19 protein-coding genes are annotated in these 17,577 nt (G+C 65.3%); 6 read left to right on the forward strand and 13 right to left on the reverse strand.

Annotated elements, in window-relative coordinates:
- Positions 1-39: 39 nt before the first annotated feature.
- Positions 40-2,970: an isoleucine--tRNA ligase gene (gene ileS / locus JWJ88_RS16550; protein ID WP_205296786.1), complete on the reverse strand. Its 2,931-nt coding sequence runs from the start codon at positions 2,968-2,970 to the stop codon at positions 40-42.
- A 182-nt stretch (positions 2,971-3,152) separates the two neighbouring features.
- On the opposite strand from ileS, the gene JWJ88_RS16555 reads away from it, so the two are divergent.
- From JWJ88_RS16555 to JWJ88_RS16565, 3 genes are read left to right on the forward strand one after another with little or no spacing between them, the layout of a single operon-like run.
- A complete protein-coding gene (locus JWJ88_RS16555) occupies positions 3,153-4,325 on the forward strand; it encodes an FAD-dependent oxidoreductase (RefSeq protein WP_205296787.1) in 1,173 nt (390 codons plus the stop codon).
- 40 nt (positions 4,326-4,365) lie between these two features.
- Complete coding sequence (locus JWJ88_RS16560) at positions 4,366-4,767, forward strand: group III truncated hemoglobin (protein WP_205296886.1); 402 nt, start codon at positions 4,366-4,368, stop codon at positions 4,765-4,767.
- Positions 4,768-4,816: 49 nt separating this feature from the next.
- Positions 4,817-5,140 (forward strand): VOC family protein, encoded by a 324-nt coding sequence (locus JWJ88_RS16565; protein ID WP_205296788.1) that lies wholly within the window; start codon positions 4,817-4,819, stop codon positions 5,138-5,140.
- A gap of 6 nt (positions 5,141-5,146) precedes the next feature.
- Here the strand turns inward: JWJ88_RS16565 and JWJ88_RS16570 are convergent, their stop codons facing one another.
- From JWJ88_RS16570 to JWJ88_RS16595, 6 genes are all read right to left on the reverse strand, one after another.
- A complete protein-coding gene (locus JWJ88_RS16570; RefSeq protein ID WP_205296789.1) occupies positions 5,147-5,779 on the reverse strand; it encodes a trimeric intracellular cation channel family protein in 633 nt (210 codons plus the stop codon).
- On the reverse strand, positions 5,776-6,243 hold the full coding sequence (gene rnhA / locus JWJ88_RS16575) for a ribonuclease HI (protein ID WP_205296790.1): 468 nt from the start codon (positions 6,241-6,243) through the stop codon (positions 5,776-5,778). The genes JWJ88_RS16570 and rnhA overlap by 4 nt, the downstream gene beginning before the upstream one ends.
- Complete coding sequence (locus JWJ88_RS16580; RefSeq protein ID WP_205296791.1) at positions 6,240-6,845, reverse strand: glutathione S-transferase family protein; 606 nt, start codon at positions 6,843-6,845, stop codon at positions 6,240-6,242. The genes rnhA and JWJ88_RS16580 overlap by 4 nt, the downstream gene beginning before the upstream one ends.
- A 113-nt stretch (positions 6,846-6,958) precedes the next feature.
- Entirely contained in the window at positions 6,959-7,909 is a 951-nt protein-coding gene (ispH, locus tag JWJ88_RS16585) for a 4-hydroxy-3-methylbut-2-enyl diphosphate reductase (RefSeq protein WP_205296792.1), read from the reverse strand.
- A gap of 39 nt (positions 7,910-7,948) precedes the next feature.
- The gene (locus tag JWJ88_RS16590) at positions 7,949-8,512 is read right to left on the reverse strand and encodes an adenine phosphoribosyltransferase (protein WP_205296793.1); all 564 of its coding nucleotides are present in this window, start codon (positions 8,510-8,512) and stop codon (positions 7,949-7,951) included.
- Entirely contained in the window at positions 8,512-9,108 is a 597-nt protein-coding gene (locus JWJ88_RS16595) for a flavin reductase family protein (RefSeq protein WP_205296794.1), read from the reverse strand. The genes JWJ88_RS16590 and JWJ88_RS16595 overlap by 1 nt, the downstream gene beginning before the upstream one ends.
- Before the next feature lie 219 nt (positions 9,109-9,327).
- Here JWJ88_RS16595 and JWJ88_RS16600 point away from each other — a divergent pair, with 219 nt between their 5' ends.
- Positions 9,328-9,903 (forward strand): GNAT family N-acetyltransferase, encoded by a 576-nt coding sequence (locus tag JWJ88_RS16600; protein ID WP_205296795.1) that lies wholly within the window; start codon positions 9,328-9,330, stop codon positions 9,901-9,903.
- Here JWJ88_RS16600 and JWJ88_RS16605 read toward each other — a convergent pair.
- Complete coding sequence (locus JWJ88_RS16605; protein WP_205296796.1) at positions 9,891-10,448, reverse strand: Ivy family c-type lysozyme inhibitor; 558 nt, start codon at positions 10,446-10,448, stop codon at positions 9,891-9,893. The two genes, JWJ88_RS16600 and JWJ88_RS16605, sit on opposite strands and share 13 nt — an antisense overlap.
- Positions 10,449-10,584: 136 nt before the next feature.
- Between JWJ88_RS16605 and JWJ88_RS16610 the strand changes: the two genes are divergently transcribed.
- A complete protein-coding gene (locus tag JWJ88_RS16610) occupies positions 10,585-11,406 on the forward strand; it encodes an EcsC family protein (RefSeq protein WP_205296797.1) in 822 nt (273 codons plus the stop codon).
- Here the strand turns inward: JWJ88_RS16610 and JWJ88_RS16615 are convergent.
- The 3 genes from JWJ88_RS16615 to hemE form a co-directional block, all read right to left on the reverse strand.
- A complete protein-coding gene (locus JWJ88_RS16615) occupies positions 11,403-12,938 on the reverse strand; it encodes an ATP-dependent DNA helicase (protein WP_205296798.1) in 1,536 nt (511 codons plus the stop codon). The genes JWJ88_RS16610 and JWJ88_RS16615 overlap by 4 nt on opposite strands.
- Before the next feature lie 168 nt (positions 12,939-13,106).
- Entirely contained in the window at positions 13,107-13,985 is an 879-nt protein-coding gene (locus tag JWJ88_RS16620; RefSeq protein ID WP_205296799.1) for an EamA family transporter, read from the reverse strand.
- Entirely contained in the window at positions 13,985-15,013 is a 1,029-nt protein-coding gene (gene hemE, locus JWJ88_RS16625; RefSeq protein WP_205296800.1) for a uroporphyrinogen decarboxylase, read from the reverse strand. Before hemE ends, JWJ88_RS16620 begins: the two co-directional genes overlap by 1 nt.
- 75 nt (positions 15,014-15,088) lie before the next feature.
- On the opposite strand from hemE, the gene hemC reads away from it, so the two are divergent.
- Positions 15,089-16,030 carry a hydroxymethylbilane synthase gene (gene hemC, locus JWJ88_RS16630; RefSeq protein WP_205296801.1) on the forward strand — a complete coding sequence of 314 codons (942 nt, stop codon included), beginning with the start codon at positions 15,089-15,091 and terminating at the stop codon, positions 16,028-16,030.
- Here hemC and cbiB read toward each other — a convergent pair.
- Positions 16,027-16,962 carry an adenosylcobinamide-phosphate synthase CbiB gene (cbiB, locus tag JWJ88_RS16635; protein WP_205296802.1) on the reverse strand — a complete coding sequence of 312 codons (936 nt, stop codon included), beginning with the start codon at positions 16,960-16,962 and terminating at the stop codon, positions 16,027-16,029. The two genes, hemC and cbiB, sit on opposite strands and share 4 nt — an antisense overlap.
- Positions 16,959-17,516, reverse strand: coding sequence for a histidine phosphatase family protein (locus JWJ88_RS16640; RefSeq protein WP_205296803.1), 558 nt, complete (start codon positions 17,514-17,516; stop codon positions 16,959-16,961). Before JWJ88_RS16640 ends, cbiB begins: the two co-directional genes overlap by 4 nt.
- Positions 17,517-17,577 lie beyond the last annotated feature (61 nt).

The raw sequence follows: 17,577 nt of genomic DNA on the forward strand, positions 1-17,577 counted from the left end.
CCGCAGAGGGGAACCCAGTCCCCTCTGCGTGCTTGTTGGTTACCGTTCGCTCAGCGCCGCGTCGCAACGTGCGCAAGTGCCGGCGTGCTTATGGCTGCCGACATCGGGCAGGATCTTCCAGCAACGCAGGCATTTCTCGCCCTCCGCCTCTTCGAACACCACGCCGATGCCCGGCACATCCGAAAGCCGGAACGCTTCGCCTGGCGCGGGATCGGCCGTCAGGCTCAGGTCCGAGGTGATGCAGATATCGGCGAAATCCACCGACTTCAGCGCCTTGAGTTCGTCACAATCCTCGACATGCACCACCGGAGCGGCTTCAAGACTGGCGCCGATCACCTTATCCGTGCGTTTGATCTCCAGCGCTGCGGTGACGACGCGGCGGATACGGCGGATCGTGTCCCATTTCTGCGCCAGCGGCTCGTTGAGCCACTCGGCCGGGGTGACCGGGAAATCATGCAGATGCACCGAATCGTCTTCCGAGGGGAAGCGGCTCAGCCAGACATCCTCCATGGTGAAGGGCAGGATCGGCGCCAGCCAAGTCACCAGCCGATGGAACAGCAGGTCCAGAACTGTCCGCGCCGCGCGCCGCCGCATCGCATCCGGTTGGTCGCAATAAAGCGCATCCTTGCGAATGTCGAAATAAAAGGCCGATAGGTCCACGGTGGCGAACTGGAATACGGTCTGGAACACACCTTGGAAGTCGAAACTGTCATAGCCGTTACGCAACTGCTGGTCGATCTGCGCCACACGGTGCAGCACCCATTGTTCCAGTTCCGGCATCTGGTCCGCGTCGACGCGTTCGGCCTCGGTAAAGCCGGCAAGGTTGCCCAAGATAAAGCGCAGCGTGTTGCGCAGCCGGCGATAGCTGTCGGCGGTGCCTTTCAGGATTTCCGGTCCGATACGCTGGTCGGCGGTATAATCGGTCTGCGCCACCCAAAGCCGCAGAATATCGGCGCCGTATTGCTTGATGACCTCTGCCGGAACAATGGTATTGCCAAGCGATTTAGACATTTTCATGCCCTTCTCGTCCAGCGTGAAGCCATGTGTCACCACGTTGCGATAGGGCGCCCGGCCCTTGGTCGCGCAGGCTTGCAGCAGCGAGGACTGGAACCAGCCCCGATGCTGGTCGGTGCCCTCCAGATAGACGTCGGCGATCCCGTCCGGCGCCCCGTCGGCGCGGTCGCGCAGCACGAAGGCATGGGTCGAACCGGAATCGAACCAGACGTCCAGCACGTCCATGACCTGCTCGTAATCACCGGGCTCGACAATGCCCGCCAGAACCTCGGCCTTGAACCCCGCGCGATACCAGCTGTCGGCACCGTCACCCTCGAAAGCTGCAATGATACGGTCATTGACGCGCTGGTCGCGCAGCAGAAAGTCCGGGTTGTTAGGCCTGGCCCCCTTCTTCACAAAGCAGGTCAGCGGCACCCCCCAGGCGCGTTGGCGCGACAGCACCCAATCGGGCCGGTTCTCGACCATGGAATGGATGCGGTTGCGGCCCGATTGCGGCCACCATTTCACCAGTTTGTCGATGCTGGTCAGGGCGCGCGCGCGGATGGTGTCGCCATATTCGCCCATGCCGTCGGTCAGCCCGTGGTCGATGGCGGCGAACCACTGCGGGGTGTTACGATAGATCAACGGCGCCTTGGAACGCCAGCTATGCGGATAGGAGTGCTTGACCTTGCCCTTGGCCAGCAATGCGCCCTTCCAGGCAAGCTGCTTGATGACGCTGACATTGGCCGGGCCTTCCTTGCCATCCGGACCGATGATCGCCTGACCGCCAAACAGCGGCAGGTCGGTGCGATACGATCCATCCGGCTCGACGTTATAGGTCATCGGCAGTTTGTACTTCAGCCCCAGCTGATAGTCGTCGTCGCCATGGCTGGGGGCGGTATGCACGAAGCCGGTGCCCGCATCTTCGGTCACATGCTCGCCCGGCAGCATGGGCACATCGTAATCCCACTCGCCCGCGGCACCCTCGACCCCGCGCAGCGGATGCGATAACACCAGCCCCTCCAGATCGGTCGCCGTCACATCGTGGACCCGCTCCCAATCCTCGATTTTCGCGGCCTGCCGCACGGTTTCAGCCAGCGGATCGGCCAGCACCAGCAACTCGCCGCTTTTGGCGGTCGCGTTCTCGGTCACGGCGCCCACGCGATAAAGACCGTAGGCAATCGCCGGATTATAGGCCACCGCGCGGTTTTGCGGGATGGTCCATGGGGTGGTGGTCCAGATCACCACGCTTGCGGGTTTCTCCGTTGCCCAAATACCCTGCGACGCGGCCACCGGGAACCGCACCCAGATGGTGTGGCTGGTATGGTCGTGATATTCCACCTCGGCCTCGGCCAGCGCGGTCTTCTCGACCGGAGACCACATCACCGGCTTGGACCCCTGATAAAGCGCGCCGTTCATGAGCAGCTTCATGAATTCGGCGGCGATCACCGCCTCGGCGTGATAATCCATGGTCAGATAGGGATCGTCCCATTTGCCGGTGATACCCAGCCGCTTGAACTCTTCGCGCTGGATATCGACCCAGGCCTCGGCAAAGCGGCGGCATTCCTGGCGGAACTCGACCACCTCGACCGCATCCTTGTCCTTGCCTTCCTTGCGGTATTTTTCCTCGATCTTCCATTCGATCGGCAGGCCGTGGCAATCCCATCCCGGCACATAGCGCGCATCGCGGCCCATCATCTGGTGGCTGCGCACGATGATGTCCTTGATGGTCTTGTTCAGGGCATGACCGATATGCAGGTTGCCGTTCGCATAGGGGGGGCCGTCATGCAGGATGAAAGGTGTCCGGCCCGCGGCACGCTCGCGCAGGCGGTCGTAGATGCCGATGCGCTCCCAACGGGCCAGCCATTCCGGCTCGCGCTGCGGCAGTCCGGCGCGCATCGGGAAATCGGTCTGGGGCAGGAATACGGTATCGCGGTAATCGGGCGCGGCTTGGGCTTCGGTGGTCGTTTCGCTCATCTGGCGGGAATCCTTCGGTGGCAGGGCAAGCGTGCGTGACCCGGCGGCGAGGACACCCTACGCCGCCGGGCGAATAATTCGGAAAATCCGCACCCTGCTGAACATGCGCGGGTTATAGGAAACAGCCCCGATGCCTGCAAGCGTCGCTTGCACCTGCTGCCTGCCTCGGGCAGCAAGCGGCCATGAGCTACAGGATCGCCATAGCCGGCGCCGGGATCGGCGGTCTGGCCGCCGCTGCGCTGCTTGCCCGCGAGGGCCATGACATCACCCTGTTCGAGCGTTTCTCCGCCCCGCGCCCATTAGGTTCCGGCCTGGTGATCCAGCCGGTCGGACTGGCCGTTCTGGACCTGATCGGGGCCGGAGAGGACGCGCGTCGTCTCTCCAGTCCCATTGCCCGGATGCTGGGGCACGAGGTGCGGGGTCGCAAGGCGCTTGATGTGTCCTATCCCGCGAGTGCTCCGGGCCGGGGGATCCATCGCGCGACACTGTTCGGTTTGCTTTGGGACCGCGTCGCGGCGCTAGGTGTGCCGGCGGTGACCTCGGCGGAAATCGCCGCAGCGCCGCCTGACGGGACGGGGCGTCGGCTAAGCCTCGTCGATGGGCGCGATTTCGGGCCTTTCGATCTGATCGTCGATGCCAGCGGCGCGGGCTCGCGACTGTCGCCCCTGCGGGCCCGGCCGTTGGGTTATGGCGCGATCTGGGGGACGGTGCCTTGGCCGGGGACAGAGTTCCCGCGCAATGAATTGCGCCAGCGGTACCGTGCCGCCAGCCGCATGGCGGGCGTTCTGCCCATCGGCTGCCTGCCCGGCGATTCGTCCCCGCTTGCCGCGGTTTTCTGGTCCATGCCGCTGGCCGAACTGAACCGCTGGCCGCAGACACCGGTGACGGATTGGCATACGGCAGTCGCCGGTTTTTGGCCGCAGATCGCGCCGTTTCTGGAAACCATCCGCGACAATGCGCAAATGACTCAGGCCCGCTACAGCCACGGGACACTGCGCCGGCCGTGGACGCCGGGTCTTGTCCATATCGGCGATGCCGCCCATCGCGCCAGTCCGCAACTCGGGCAAGGGGCGAACATGGCACTGCTGGACGCGCTGGCTCTGGCCCGCGCATTGCGCCAGCCGCTTGAGGATGCCTTGCCCGATTACGCCGCCATGCGCCGCTGGCATGTCCGTATCTATCAAACGATGAGCGCGGTTTTCACACCGATGTATCAATCGGGCAATTACGGCCTGCCCTGGCTGCGGGACATGATTTTGGCCCCGCTCTCCACCCTGCCGCTGCTGCGTCCGGGGCTGACGCATCTGGTGGCCGGCACGATGATTGCGCCGCTTTCCGGAACGCGCGATCCCTGACGGGCTTGCGGGGCAGGGCGCGGGGGTCCATATCCGCAATATGATTCTGCCTCGCTTTGATGTCACCTCCGAACAGATCGACCGCGTGGTCGCGGTCTTTTATGCCGCGATCCGCCGACACGAGGTGTTGGGACCGATCTTTGCCGGTCATGTCGCTGACTGGCCAGAGCACGAGGCCAAGATCGCCCGCTTCTGGCGCAATGCCATCCTTTACGAGCGCGCCTATGACGGCAACCCCATGCAGGTCCACATGCGCGCGGGCGATGTAAAGGCCGATCATTTCGCCCCTTGGCTCATGCTTTTTGACGAAACATTGCGCCGTAGCCTGCCGGCAGAGACGGCCAAGGCTTGGTCGGAACTGGCCCATCGTATCGGTGCAGGGTTGCGCATGGGGGTCGAGGATCTGCGCGAGCGCCGCCCCGGCCCGCCGGTCTTGCGCTAAGCCGGTCATGGGTGTAAACAAATCGGGAACATCTGAAAGGGGCTTCCCGATGAAGATCGACTATCTCGAATTCACCTCGCCCGATCTGCCGGCCACAAAAGCTTTCTTTGCCGACGCCTTTGGCTGGAACTTCAACGATTACGGCCCTGAGTATCAAGAGATCGCGGATGGCGGCCTTTCGGGGGGGATCGCTGCCGGTCCGCTGTCCCCGCCGCTGGTGATCCTGAAGGCCGAGGATCTGGCGGCTGCACTGACCCGCGTGACCGACGCTGGCGGGCAGATCACCAAACCCATCTTCAGCTTTCCCGGTGGTCGCCGCTTTCACTTCCGCGAACCGGGCGGCTCTGAAATGGCGGTCTGGTCCGAGCGCTGACGCGCCCTAGTTTCGCGGCGGCCGCGCCTTATAGACCGGCAGCCGCCAACCCAGTCCGATGCCACCCGCCCGCAGCAGCAGCACTGCCGCCGCGCAACCGATCAACGCCCAGCCGCGCCCCGAACCAAGGGCCATCAGCAACAGCGCCGCAACCGCCCCGCCAAAGGCGGCGGTGACGTAAAGCTCGCCCTGTTTCAGCACAAGCGGCACCTCATTGCCCACCACGTCGCGCATGAGCCCGCCGAAAGTTCCGGTCATCACCCCCATCAGCACCGTGACCACCGGGCTGACCCCAGCTTCCAGCGCGATGCCAACCCCGGCAGGCACCGCGACCGCCAATGCAAAGGCATCCAGCCACAGGATCGCGCGATAGCGGCTCTCCAGCAGATGTGCGGTGAAAAAGACCACGATCGCAGCCACGGTAGTCAGCAGCAGCAGTTCAGGCCGTCCGATCCAGAACACCGGGGCCCGGCCAAGGGCCAGGTCGCGGAGGGTGCCGCCGCCGATCCCGGTCAGCGTGGCGAAGAATATGAATCCGACCAGATCAAGCTGAGCGCGGCTGGCAACCAAAGCCCCGGTCAGCGCAAAGATCAGCACGCTTGTATAGTCCAGAAAGGGGACCAGCGTTTCGAAGCTCATCCCGAAACCTTTGCCGGCTTGAAAGGTGCCATGCCCGCGCGCGCCAACTCATCCGCGCGCTCATTCTCGGGATGGCCGGCGTGGCCCTTGATCCACTCCCAGTTCACATTGTGTCGGGACTGGGCCGTGTCCAGCCGCTGCCACAGATCCGAATTTTTCACCGGCTTGCGGTCGGCGGTGCGCCAGCCGTTGCGCTTCCAGCCGTGGATCCATTGCGTGACGCCGTTCTTCACATAGGCACTGTCGGTGGTCACGGTGATCTCGCTCGGCCGGGTCAGCGCCTCCAAGGCCGAGATTGCGGCCATCAATTCCATGCGGTTGTTAGTGGTGTCGGCCTCGCCCCCAGACAATTCGCGTTCCTTCAGCACCTTGCCGCCTTCCATGGCGCGCATCAGCACCCCCCAGCCCCCTGGGCCCGGGTTGCCGCTGCAGGCTCCGTCGGTCCAGGCAAACAGGACCGTCATGCGTCCAGCCCCCTATAGCCGGGCAGCGCAGCGATCCGGTCGAGCCAGCGACCGATAGCGGGAAAGCGCCCCATCTCGAACCCGCCCTTGCTGCCAGCGCTATGGGTGTAGCCATAAAGACATATATCGCAAAGGCTTGCCGCATCGCCCGCCAGCCACTCATGGACGGCCAACCGGTCCTCCATCACCTGCAATAGCGCATGACCGCGCTCCAGCAACTCGGCCATCCGCTCGGGCGTCGCCAGATGCCGGCGTGCGGGATAGGATTGCAGCGCCGCGCGCACGGCGATCACCCCCTCATGCTGGTTCTGCTCCCAGAACATCCAGCTCAGCATCGAGGCGCGGGCGAATTCATCCTCCGGAACAAAGTGCGTGCCTTCGCCCAGCCAACACAGAATGGCGTTCGATTCGGGCAAAAGCCGCCCGTCATCCAACTCCAGCACCGGCGCCTTGCCAAAGGGCAGACGCCCCGCAGCCTTGGCGGAAACCAGCGCCGCAGAGGAATCCTCGACATCGACAATCTCGCAATCGCGGCCCAAAAGCGCCAGCAGCAGCCGCACCTTGTAACTGTTGCCCGAGGACGGCATCGACCAGAGCTTCATGAACTATCCTTCTTTCGTGTGCAAATATCCCGGGGGACGCCGCATGCGCCCCGTCGAGGGGCACATGCGGCGGGGGGCAGAGCCCCCGGCTCCCGCGCAATCCGAACCTATCCTCAGGCTTCGCGCAAGACCCGCGGCACCTTGAATTCGACGTTCTCCCGCGCCGTCTCGACCATCTCGACGGTCAGTTCGTAACGCTCGCGAAAAGCCTCGACCACCTCGTCGACCAGAACCTCGGGGGCCGAGGCGCCTGCTGTCACACCAACTGCCCGCGCGCCCTCGATGGCGCGCCAGTCGATCTGGTCGGCGCGCATCACCAGTTGCGAATAGGCGCAGCCTTCGGCGCTGCCCACCTCGACCAACCGCCGCGAATTGGAACTGTTGGGTGCCCCGATCACCAAAAGCGCGTCGATCCGCCCGGCGATGGCCTTGACCGAGGCCTGACGATTGGTCGTCGCGTAGCAGATATCCTCTTTGGCGGGTCCCTTGATGCCGGGAAATCGCGCGTGAAGGGCTGCAACGATGGCGGCGGTGTCATCGACCGACAGCGTGGTCTGGGTGATGAAGGCCAGTCGTTCCGGGTCGCGTGGCGTGATCCGGGCGACATCCTCGACGGTCTCGACCAGCAGAACCTCGCCCTCGGGCAGTTGCCCCATGGTGCCCAGAACCTCGGGATGGCCGGCATGGCCGATCATCACCATCTGCAAACCTTCTGCATGATGCCGCTCGGCCTCAACATGAACCTTGCTGACCAAGGGGCAGGTGGCATCGACAAAGACCATTTCGCGCCGCCGCGCCTCGGCGGGAACGGCCTTGGGCACGCCATGGGCCGAAAAGATCACCGGACGGTCGTCGGGGCATTCGTCCAACTCCTCGACAAAAACCGCGCCCTTGTCGCGCAGGCTGTCCACAACGTATTTGTTATGCACGATCTCGTGGCGCACATAGACCGGGGCGCCCCATTTCTGCAGCGCCATTTCAACGATCTTGATGGCGCGATCCACGCCGGCGCAGAAACCGCGCGGTGCAGCAAGATACAGGGTCAGGGGTGGTTTCTTGTCCATGGGCCTCAACTAACGCCCGGCAAGCCCTCTCGCAAGGGATCAGGCCCCCTCGAAGGCAGTCAGGGCGTTGACCTCGTGGCCCAGGCTCTCCAAAGCCTTGCGCCCGCCCAGTTCGGGCAATTCGATGACGAAGGTGCAGCCCACGATCCTGGCCCCCAGCCGCTCGCAAAGCGAGATGCCGGCGACTGCCGTGCCGCCGGTGGCCAGAAGGTCGTCGACGATCAGCACCCGGTCGCCGGGGCGAAGCGCATCGTCATGCATCTCCATCACCGCCTCGCCATATTCCAGCGCATAGGCCTGGCTGATGACGCTGCCCGGCAGCTTGCCTTTCTTGCGGATCGGCACAAAGCCCACGGAAAGCTGATGCGCCACTGCGCCGCCCAGAATGAATCCGCGTGCCTCCAGCCCGATGACTTTGTCGATGGGCTCGCCCGCATAGGGGGTCAAAAGCTGGTCCACGGCCATGCGAAAACCGCGCGCATCGGCAAACAGCGTGGTCACGTCGCGAAACAGAATGCCTTCATGCGGGAAATCGACGATGGTGCGAATATAGTCGCGCACCGTCCGGGTATCGAGGCGACGCTTTCCGGTCGGGGTTTCCATCAGGGGCGCTCCATCTCGAATGTTTCGGTGGTGATGGTGTAGTCCTTGTATCCCATGCGTGCCAGCCAGCCGGTGGCGTGCAGATCGAAGCGGCCGTCGATCACGCAATCCTCGCGCAGATGGATGCCGGTGACGACGCCCAGCACCATGAAGTTCGCGTCACCCGCCAGCCGCAGGATGCGCGTCGCGCGGCATTCCAGCGCGGCGGCGGCACCGGCCACGCGCGGGCAGTCGATGGTTTCGCATTCGGCGGCCTCGATGCCCGCGGCCTCGAACTCGTTCACCCCGGCGGGCAGGGCGGCCGAACTGGCGTTCACCTGATCCCTCAGCGGCCCGTCGGCGATATTGACGCAAAAAAGCCGCGATTCGGCGATCTGGGCCACGCTGTCCTTGGTCCCCGGCCGATCCGGCTTGGCCGAGGTCGAGGCGAACATCACCTGCGGCGGCGTATAGGCGGTCAGGTTGAAAAAGGAATAAGGCGCAAGGTTGTCGCCTTGCCGGCTGCGGGTCGAAATCCAGCCGATGGGTCGGGGCGCGACGATGGCGTTCAGCGGATTATGCGGCAGCCCATGGCCGTCCTGGGGTCGGTAGAACATGGCTTGCCTCGCTGATGCGTCCGTTATGCGGGGCTCAGAAGTGACGTCATGCGCGCGGCGCGTCAAGCATTCTTGCGCCTTTCCGGCCGGCTGCCGGGCCTTGCGGACGCAGATTGACGAAATTTGCGGCCCGTGGCCCCGCAGGCGGTTTTCGTGGCCGCTACCGCATGTTACGCGGGGCTGCCCCCCGCCCAGACCCACCCGAATCCCGGAGGCAGGATGTACGAACTTTGCCCCGAAACCCCCGCCGACACGCCCGAGGTCGAGGCGCTGATGGACCTGTGCTTTGCGCCCGGACGAACGGCGCTGTCGTCGTATCGTTTGCGTGACGGTGTGGCGCCGGTCGGACCGCTTTGCCTGATGCTGCGTGACGAATTCGGCGTGCTGGTCGGGGCGATCCGCTTTTGGCCGGTGCGCGTGGGCGGTCAGCCGGCCCTGCTGCTGGGGCCGATCGCGGTTCACCCCACCGCGCAGGGCGAGGGGCTGGGCGGGTTGCTGATGCGCGAAAGCCTGACACGCGCAACCGAGATGGGCTGGAGCCGGGTCATGCTGGTCGGCGATCTGCCCTATTACCGGCGTTTCGGGTTCTGGAAACTGGAAGGGGTCGAGATGCCCCCCCCCACCAACCCCGACCGGGTGCTGGGGCTCGAACTGGTGCCCGATGCCTGGGCGCAGGTTACCGGGCCGGTTGAGCGCGAAAGCGGCGATATCGCCGCCAACCTGCGCGAAATGCCCGGGAACACGCAAGACACCCGGGGCTGCACCGAGATCGAACCACCCGATCACTCGGCATAGATGAAATCGGCGGGGTGATTGGCCAGACTGCCGCTGAGCGCAGCATAAAGAATGGTGCGGCCGTCAATGGTTTCAGGCCCGCCAGCCATGCCCAGCCAAGTCAGCAGCTCCGCCCCCTCGCCGTCACGGACCGACAACACGCCATAGGCCGTGCCGCTGTCCGGCGCATAAAGCACCGCCATCTGGTTCTCTGCGCAGTTATGCTGCTCGCAGGCCGTCATGGCGAGATACTCGGTGCCGCCGAACGCCACCTTCTGGCTGGGCGAGACGACTGCGCCTTCGCGCAGCCAGGCGGGAAGTTGATGGCCGTCGGCCATTTTTTCAAAGGCTGTGGCCAGCTTTTGATCCTTGCCCAGATCCGCCAGCGTCAGACCCGTTTCTGGGGCGGCTTCGCCAGAATTGCTCTGGTTCGGGGTCTCCGCCGTGTCCTGAGCGAGTTCCTGCGCCGGTTGCGTTGCCGGTGCTGTCTCCTGCGCCAGTGCCGTCTGACCCAGTGCCAGCGCTGCGGCAAATGTCAGGGCCGGGATCATGCGGCGAATAGTCATTGCGGTCTTCCTTGTCATCTGTCCGCCGGGGCGGCGGGTTGGCTATTTGTCGGCCGGAACCCCCGGGGCGCCTTGCGGGTTCCCTTGCGAATGCCCAGTTCAAGGGCGATCCATGATTACGCAGGGTATCCCAAGGATGACCGAGCAGACCCCGATCCCCCTCAGGCAGGCCGTCCTGCCCCCGATCGATGACCCGACCGTCCATGTCGCTATCGACGGGCTTGCGCGACGCTATCTTCGCGCGGGCGGCGTCGCGATGGAACTGCTGGTGGTCGTCGGCGGCAAGGCAGAGGGCCTGATCGAGCGGCTGCCAACGGCCGTGCGGGGGCGCATGGACCGGATTACGCTGGCGGCCCTGAACCATGCGTTTGACGCTGCCTCGCGTTCGCGTGGGTTGGTGCGAGAGCGGGGTGACATGTTCAACCGCCTGCTCTCGACGACCTCCGGTGCAGTGGGCGGCCTCGCGGGGATCAGCGGCGCGGTGCTGGAGCTTCCGGTGACGGTTACGCTGCTTTTGCGGGCGATCATGGACATCGCCGCCGAGCACGGTTTCGACCCCGTGTCGGATGAGGCCCGGCGCGAGGCGCTGCATGTCTTTGCCTCGGCGGGGCCGCTTTCCGACGACGACGGCACCGACATGGGCCTGCTTGCCGCCCGCATGACCCTCACCGGCCAGACGGTGCAGGCGCTGATTACCCGCGTGGCGCCCCGTCTATCGGCATCCCTGGCGCAGAAGCTGGCGGCGCAGGCGGTGCCTATCTTGGGCGCACTTGCCGGGGCATCGATCAATTACAGCTTCACGCGTTATTATCAGGAACTCGCCCGCGTGCATTTCGGCCTGCTTCGGTTGTCGCAAGAAACCGGCATTCCCCGCGAGGCGCTGACAGAGGCACTGGAGTTGCGCATGAACCAACTGCGCCCCGGAACGTCCACGCCCAAGCCGCCCCGGCGGAACTAGTCCTCGGATTCGGTGGCCAGTTGCAACACGTTGGCCGGAGCCTCCAGGTGGTCGATGCCCAAAGGGGCCGATGGCCGGGCCAGACGCGACTTAACCACCCAATGCAGTCGCTCCTGCGTCCGGGTGATGGCGACGTAAGCCAGCCGCTTCCATAGCGCGATCCCGGCCTCACTGCGGCCCGACCAGGCGGCGGCGGCGATGTCGGGCGCAAAGACCTGCACGTCGGGCCATTGCGACCCTTGCGCCTTGTGGATCGTCACCGCCGCGCCATGCAGAAAGGCCGCGCCCATGCGAGCCGCATAGGGGATAAAGGGCTCGTCGACATCGGGCATCTCGATCTTGACGATACTGGCGGCGGACAGCCGTGGCTCTTCGGCGCCCACAACATGCAGGCGGGAAAACCCCGGCTTGCGGCCCGGTCCCAGATAAACCACCTGCGCGCCCTTGATCAGCCCGCGAGCCTCAAGGTCGATGCGCTTCTTGCGGTGCTTGAGCGGTAGCTCCAACCCGTCGCAGATCAGCGGCTCTCCGGGCAACAATGCGTCGCCGGGGGCGCCATAGGCAGAACGAAAGGCCTGGATCAGCTTGATCCGGGTAATGTTGCGCCAGCACAGAACCGGGCTTTGCGCCATCAGGTCGGATTCAACCCGCTCGGCCCAGATCACACGCGGATCGCGGCTGGCGGCGTCGCGGATCATGCGCTCGAAACTGTCGAACTCCAGCTTGGGATCGGCCAGCGCATGGGCGAGGTCAAGGATGGGGCTGTCGTCCTGCTGGCGGTGAACGCGCTCGAGCACCAACCGCTGCGCGGGGGCCAGCCTGTCAAAGATCATCTGCCCGGATTGCCCGACGGGCGCAAGCTGCGCGGGATCGCCGAACAGGATCAGAAGCGGAAAGATCTCGCGCAGATCCTCGAACTGACGCTCATCCAGCATCGAGGCTTCGTCGATCAGCCCGATGTCCAGCCCTTCCTCGCGCCGTTTCCAACCTCGGATGAAGTCCGAGCCGCGCAGCCCGGCCGCGGCAAGCGCGCCGGGGATCGAAGCATTCTGCTCATAAAACGCCTTGGCGCGGTCCAATGCGGCTTCGGTCAGCCCCTCCATCACCCCTTCGACCCCGGGCCGGTCGCCGATCCCGGTCAGCCAATCGGCAATGCGTTCGTATTCGGGATCGTAAACCGGGGTATAGAGAATGCGGTGAATTGTGGTCGCCGGCACCCCACGCATGCGCAAGACGAAGGCGGCCTTGTTGGTCGGGGCAAGGATGGCAACGGTGCGACGGTCCTTGCGCTTCTTGCCCTCGTAATCGCCCGAGATGATATCCACCCCCGTCGCCTTCAGGGCCTTGGTCAACTCGGCCAGCAGCAAGGTCTTGCCCGACCCGGCCTTGCCGACCACGGCCATTACGCGACCCTTGCCGGGTGTGGGTGGTGCTATCTCTTCAGAAAGCAGGTCGATGCCCGACTCTTCGAGCATGGCGGCAAGCATATCCCATGCTTCGGCTTGGTCGGGGGAAAGGGTGGGCAGGGTCATGCACCCTTGTTAGCGGGCCATGCGAAGGGCGGAAAGGTCCATTGGGTATTTGTACAACGAAGAAGGACAGGCCGATCCATGATCTTCTTCGTTGTAGAAATACCCATGCAAGGGTGCTGTCGAGCGCAGGTTGGTCATCTTTCGCGGGTTGCCGTGATTGAGCCGGGGTTACCGGGCACTGACAGCAATCAGCGCCCCGACGCCCAGCATGATCAACGCCATACCGCCAAGTTGCCGCGGGCTGGCGCCTTCACGAAACACCCGGCCCGAGACCAGTTGCGCCATCACCACCTCGACCAGCGCCAGAGTGCGGACATTGGCGGCTGCCGTCAGCGCAAACCCCAGGAACCAGAAGAGCGATGCCAGCGCACCCAATGCGCCTGCGCCCAGAGAGCCGCGCAAATGCTGCCCCATGCCCACTAGCGCCCGGCGGTTCAGCGCCCCCAGCCAGATCAGCATGATTGCGCTTTGCATGGCGAGGCTGAGGACCAGGATGGTCGCCGCCCGCACCGGCTCGGCTCCGAAGGGCAGGGCCAGGATCGCGCCGCGAAAGCCGATGGCAGAAAGCCCGAACAACACCCCCGCCACGATCCCCAGGCCTGCTGCGCGCCAACCACCGCGCCGCCAATCTGCCCCCGACATCAGCAAGACGCCCAATGTGGCTGTGGCGATGGCTGCCATGCGGGCAGGGCCCAGCGGTTCGGCCAGCAGCAGCGCGCCGATCAGCGCCAGCGTTACCGGCTCGGTCTTGATCAACGCCGTGGTCACCCCGAAACTGCGGCTTTCCATGGTCAACAGCATCAGGGCGGTTGCGGCGATCTGCGATATGGCCCCTGTCGCCGCCCAGCCGAGTGCTGCCGCATTAGGCATTGGTACAGACACCAACATCGCCATTCCTGCCAGAAACAATGCGGCGAAGGGCAGGCCAAAAAGAAAGCGCACGGCGGTCGCGCCCATGGTGCCCAGTTCGGCAGTCAGCCTGCGCTGTGCCGCGTTGCGTCCGGTTTGCGCCGCAGCGGCAATCAGCGTGGCGAATATCCAGCCCATCAGCCCCGGATGGCCTCCAGCATACGCGTGACGTTTTCGGGATCGGCCTCGGGGGTGATGCCATGGCCGAGGTTGAAGATATGCGGGCCGTTCGCGAAGGCGCGGGTAATGCGGCGGGCTTCGGCCTGCAATTTCTCGCCGCCGGTAACCAGCAGGCGGGGGTCGAGATTGCCCTGTACGCAGCCGTCCTTTTGCACCTCGGCCGCCGCCCATTCGGCGCTGACCGAATTGTCCAGCGCCACGCAATCTGCGCCGGTAGCGTGGGCAAAGCCGGCATAGCGGGGGCCGGCTTCGCGCGGGAAGGCAATGACCGGGATGCCGGGATGGCGCACCTTCAGGGCGGCGATGATCCGGCGGGCGGGTTCCAGCGCGAAATCGTCGAAATCCTGCCCTTTGAGCGATCCTGCCCAACTGTCGAACAGTTTGATCACCTCGGCACCGGCTTCGATCTGGGCCGAGAGATAGTCTATGGTCGACTCGGTAATGCGGTCGATCAGTGCCGAGAAGGCTGCGCGGTCGGCCGCCTTCATGGCATGGGCCGGGGCCTGATCGGGCGTGCCGCGTCCCGCGATCATATAGGTCGCGACGGTCCATGGCGCGCCGGCGAATCCTATCAGCGTCACTTGGGGCGGCAATTCCCGCGCAAGGATGCGCACGGTTTCATAGACCGGGGACAGGGTGTCGTGGATGGCGGAGGTTGGCTTCAGCGCCGCGACCTCGGCGGCGCTGGTCACGGTGGACAGCCGCGGCCCTTCGCCGGTCACGAACCACAGGTCCAGCCCCAGCGCCTGCGGCAAGAGCAGGATGTCGGCAAAGAGAATCGCTGCGTCGAATCCGTAACGGCGGATCGGTTGCAGCGTGACCTCGGCCGCCAGATCCGGCGTGTAGCACAGCGACAAAAAGTCGCCGGCCTGGGCGCGGGTGGCGCGGTATTCCGGCAGGTAGCGGCCGGCCTGGCGCATCATCCAGACAGGCGGAACGGGCAAACGCTCGCCCTTCAGCGCGCGCAGGATGGTTTTTTCGGACATAATTCACCTCTCGTGCCCTTCATGGCGTGCGCGTCCCCGTTGTCAAGGCCGAGGGGGGGCGCTAAGCCCGGTGTCATGACCCAGATGCCCGACCCCCAGAACCCCATCCGTATCGGCACCCGAGGCTCAGCGCTTGCGCTGGCCCAGGCACATGAGACGCGCGACCGGCTGATGGCCGCGCATGGTCTTGAGGCCGATGCTTTCGAAATCGTGGTGATCAAGACCACCGGCGACCGAGTGCTGGACCGCCCGCTGAAAGAGATCGGCGGCAAGGGCCTGTTCACCCGCGAGATCGAAGACGCGCTGCTGGCGCGGGAGATCGATATTGCCGTGCATTCCATGAAGGATATGCCGACGCTCCAGCCCGATGGGTTGGTGATCGATTGCTATCTGCCGCGCGAGGATGTGCGCGACGCATTTGTCAGTTCGCAGTTTGCGGCGATTGCCGAGCTTCCTCAGGGCGCTGTCGTCGGTTCTTCAAGTCTGCGCCGGCGCGCGCAGCTTGCCGCGCGGCGACCGGACCTGAAGCTTGTAGAATTTCGAGGAAACGTGCAGACGCGCTTGAAAAAGCTTGAGGATGGCGTGGCTGTTGCCACCTTCCTTGCTATGGCGGGTTTGTCGCGGTTGGGCATGGAGCATGTGGCGCGCAGCGCGGTCGGGCCGGAGGAGATGCTGCCGGCCGTGGCTCAGGGCTGTATTGGCGTCGAACGGCGCGCAGCCGACGAACGCATCGCGGCACTTCTGGCCGCGATCTCGGATCGCGACAGCGCGTTGCGGGTGACGGCCGAGCGGGCATTTCTGGCGCGGCTCGACGGCTCCTGCCAGACGCCCATCGCGGGGCTGGCCGAACTGGACGGCGACCGGCTGCGGCTGCGCGGAGAAATCCTGCGGCCCGACGGCAGCGAGGTGATTGCGGGCGAGCGTGTCGGACCGGCATCGGACGGCGCGGCCATGGGCACCGATCTGGCCGAGGAATTGCGCGGTCAGGCGCCTGCCGATTTCTTCGACTGGTCCTAAACCGCCAGAAGTAGCGCCAACCCCAGTCCCAGCAGGACCATTGCCCGGCGATAAAGCGCCAGCCCGCGCAGCAGATCCGGCGGGCTGGGATCGTGGGCGTCTTCGTTCAGCCACGGTTCGGGGCTTTCCACGCCATGATAGCTGCGCGGGCCGGACAAGCGCACCTCCAATGCGCCGGCCATGGCCCCCTCGGGCCAGCCAGCGTTGGGCGAGCGATGGCGGCGCGCATCCCGGCGCATTACCCGCCAGGCGCAGCGTGACCAGCCCGCTGTCACAAAAAGCAGTCCGGTCAGGCGCGAGGCGGGCAGGTTCACCAGATCGTCCAACCTTGCCGCGACCCGTCCGAACAGCACATGGCGCGGGCTCATGTGGCCGATCATCGAATCGAGCGTATTGATGGCCTTGTAGGCCGCGATCCCCGGCAACCCCGCCACAGCCGCCCAGAAGATCGGCGCAACCACCCCGTCCGAGGTATTCTCAGCCAGACTTTCCAGTGCGGCGCGGGCAATGGGCTCGGGGCGGTCGTCCAGATCGCGGCCGACGATCATCGCCACCGCGGCCTTCGCGGCCGGAATGTCGCCCGAGGCCAAGGGCCGCGCCACGGCGGCGACGTGATCGTGCAGCGAGCGCGTGGCGACCAGCGGCCAGGCCAGAACGCCAAGCAGCACCGGGCCCAAGGGCAGGGGCGCAATAGCGTGGGTCAGCAGCAGTGTCGGGACCACCGCTGCGCCGACCGTGACCATGACCGTCAACGCGCCGCGTGCGATACGGTGACTGCCCCGGTTCCATCGCCTGTCCAGACCCGAGATCAGCCGGCCGATCCAGACCACCGGATGCGAGATGCGACGATAAAGCGCATCGGGCCAGCCGATCAGGGCATCGATCAGCAGGGCTGTCAGCGCAACCGTCAGCGTTTCCTGCGACAGGATCATGGGGCGACCCGGTTGACGGCCTCGACAGCCCAGCCGGCAGCCGAACGACTAAGGATGGTCAGCGACAGCGGGGCCACGGAAAAGGACAGTGCCGCTGGGCCGACCGCCAAGGCGAGTGCGGCGCGCACCGTGCCGGCATGGGCAACGACGACCACCGTGCCGCGTGCCGCCATCAGCAGGGGTTGCACCCGCGCCGCCATGTCCAGAAAGCTCTCGCCCCCCGGTGGGCGCTTGCGCGCCAGTTCCTCAGGCGGCAGTGGGCCGAGGTCGGGGATGGGGGTGCCGGGTTCTTCCCAAGCTCCGAAGTCCTGCTCCCACAGCATGGGATGCCATTCGGGGCTCAAGCCCAGTGCCGTGCAGGTCTGACGGCAGCGGCGGGCGGGGCTGGACCAACAGGTCTGCGCCCCCAGCAATGCGGCCCGCGCCCAGTCGAAAGCAGCAAGGTTGCTGCAGTCCGCCGCCACATCCCGCCGTCCAGCCAGTCCCGGTTGGGCCAGCGGTGCATGGCGCAAAATCAGCAGCCGTGCGGTTGTTGTTTCGGGGGTGACAGACATCGGCCATCCTTGCGGTTCCGCGGCATGGATGGCGGCGGCCCGCGGCCTTGTCAACGAATCC

The organism is Paracoccus methylovorus (assembly GCF_016919705.1).
Taxonomy (GTDB): domain Bacteria; phylum Pseudomonadota; class Alphaproteobacteria; order Rhodobacterales; family Rhodobacteraceae; genus Paracoccus; species Paracoccus methylovorus.

Bases quoted from the DNA above. Each gene is read 5' to 3' on its own strand.
- ileS (WP_205296786.1), bottom strand. From the start codon at position 2,970: ATGAGCGAAACGACCACCGAAGCCCAAGCCGCGCCCGATTACCGCGAT.
- JWJ88_RS16555 (WP_205296787.1), top strand. From the start codon at position 3,153: ATGAGCTACAGGATCGCCATAGCCGGCGCCGGGATCGGCGGTCTGGCC.
- JWJ88_RS16560 (WP_205296886.1), top strand. From the start codon at position 4,366: ATGATTCTGCCTCGCTTTGATGTCACCTCCGAACAGATCGACCGCGTG.
- JWJ88_RS16565 (WP_205296788.1), top strand. From the start codon at position 4,817: ATGAAGATCGACTATCTCGAATTCACCTCGCCCGATCTGCCGGCCACA.
- JWJ88_RS16570 (WP_205296789.1), bottom strand. From the start codon at position 5,779: ATGAGCTTCGAAACGCTGGTCCCCTTTCTGGACTATACAAGCGTGCTG.
- rnhA (WP_205296790.1), bottom strand. From the start codon at position 6,243: ATGACGGTCCTGTTTGCCTGGACCGACGGAGCCTGCAGCGGCAACCCG.
- JWJ88_RS16580 (WP_205296791.1), bottom strand. From the start codon at position 6,845: ATGAAGCTCTGGTCGATGCCGTCCTCGGGCAACAGTTACAAGGTGCGG.
- ispH (WP_205296792.1), bottom strand. From the start codon at position 7,909: ATGGACAAGAAACCACCCCTGACCCTGTATCTTGCTGCACCGCGCGGT.
- JWJ88_RS16590 (WP_205296793.1), bottom strand. From the start codon at position 8,512: ATGGAAACCCCGACCGGAAAGCGTCGCCTCGATACCCGGACGGTGCGC.
- JWJ88_RS16595 (WP_205296794.1), bottom strand. From the start codon at position 9,108: ATGTTCTACCGACCCCAGGACGGCCATGGGCTGCCGCATAATCCGCTG.
- JWJ88_RS16600 (WP_205296795.1), top strand. From the start codon at position 9,328: ATGTACGAACTTTGCCCCGAAACCCCCGCCGACACGCCCGAGGTCGAG.
- JWJ88_RS16605 (WP_205296796.1), bottom strand. From the start codon at position 10,448: ATGACTATTCGCCGCATGATCCCGGCCCTGACATTTGCCGCAGCGCTG.
- JWJ88_RS16610 (WP_205296797.1), top strand. From the start codon at position 10,585: ATGACCGAGCAGACCCCGATCCCCCTCAGGCAGGCCGTCCTGCCCCCG.
- JWJ88_RS16615 (WP_205296798.1), bottom strand. From the start codon at position 12,938: ATGACCCTGCCCACCCTTTCCCCCGACCAAGCCGAAGCATGGGATATG.
- JWJ88_RS16620 (WP_205296799.1), bottom strand. From the start codon at position 13,985: ATGGGCTGGATATTCGCCACGCTGATTGCCGCTGCGGCGCAAACCGGA.
- hemE (WP_205296800.1), bottom strand. From the start codon at position 15,013: ATGTCCGAAAAAACCATCCTGCGCGCGCTGAAGGGCGAGCGTTTGCCC.
- hemC (WP_205296801.1), top strand. From the start codon at position 15,089: ATGACCCAGATGCCCGACCCCCAGAACCCCATCCGTATCGGCACCCGA.
- cbiB (WP_205296802.1), bottom strand. From the start codon at position 16,962: ATGATCCTGTCGCAGGAAACGCTGACGGTTGCGCTGACAGCCCTGCTG.
- JWJ88_RS16640 (WP_205296803.1), bottom strand. From the start codon at position 17,516: ATGTCTGTCACCCCCGAAACAACAACCGCACGGCTGCTGATTTTGCGC.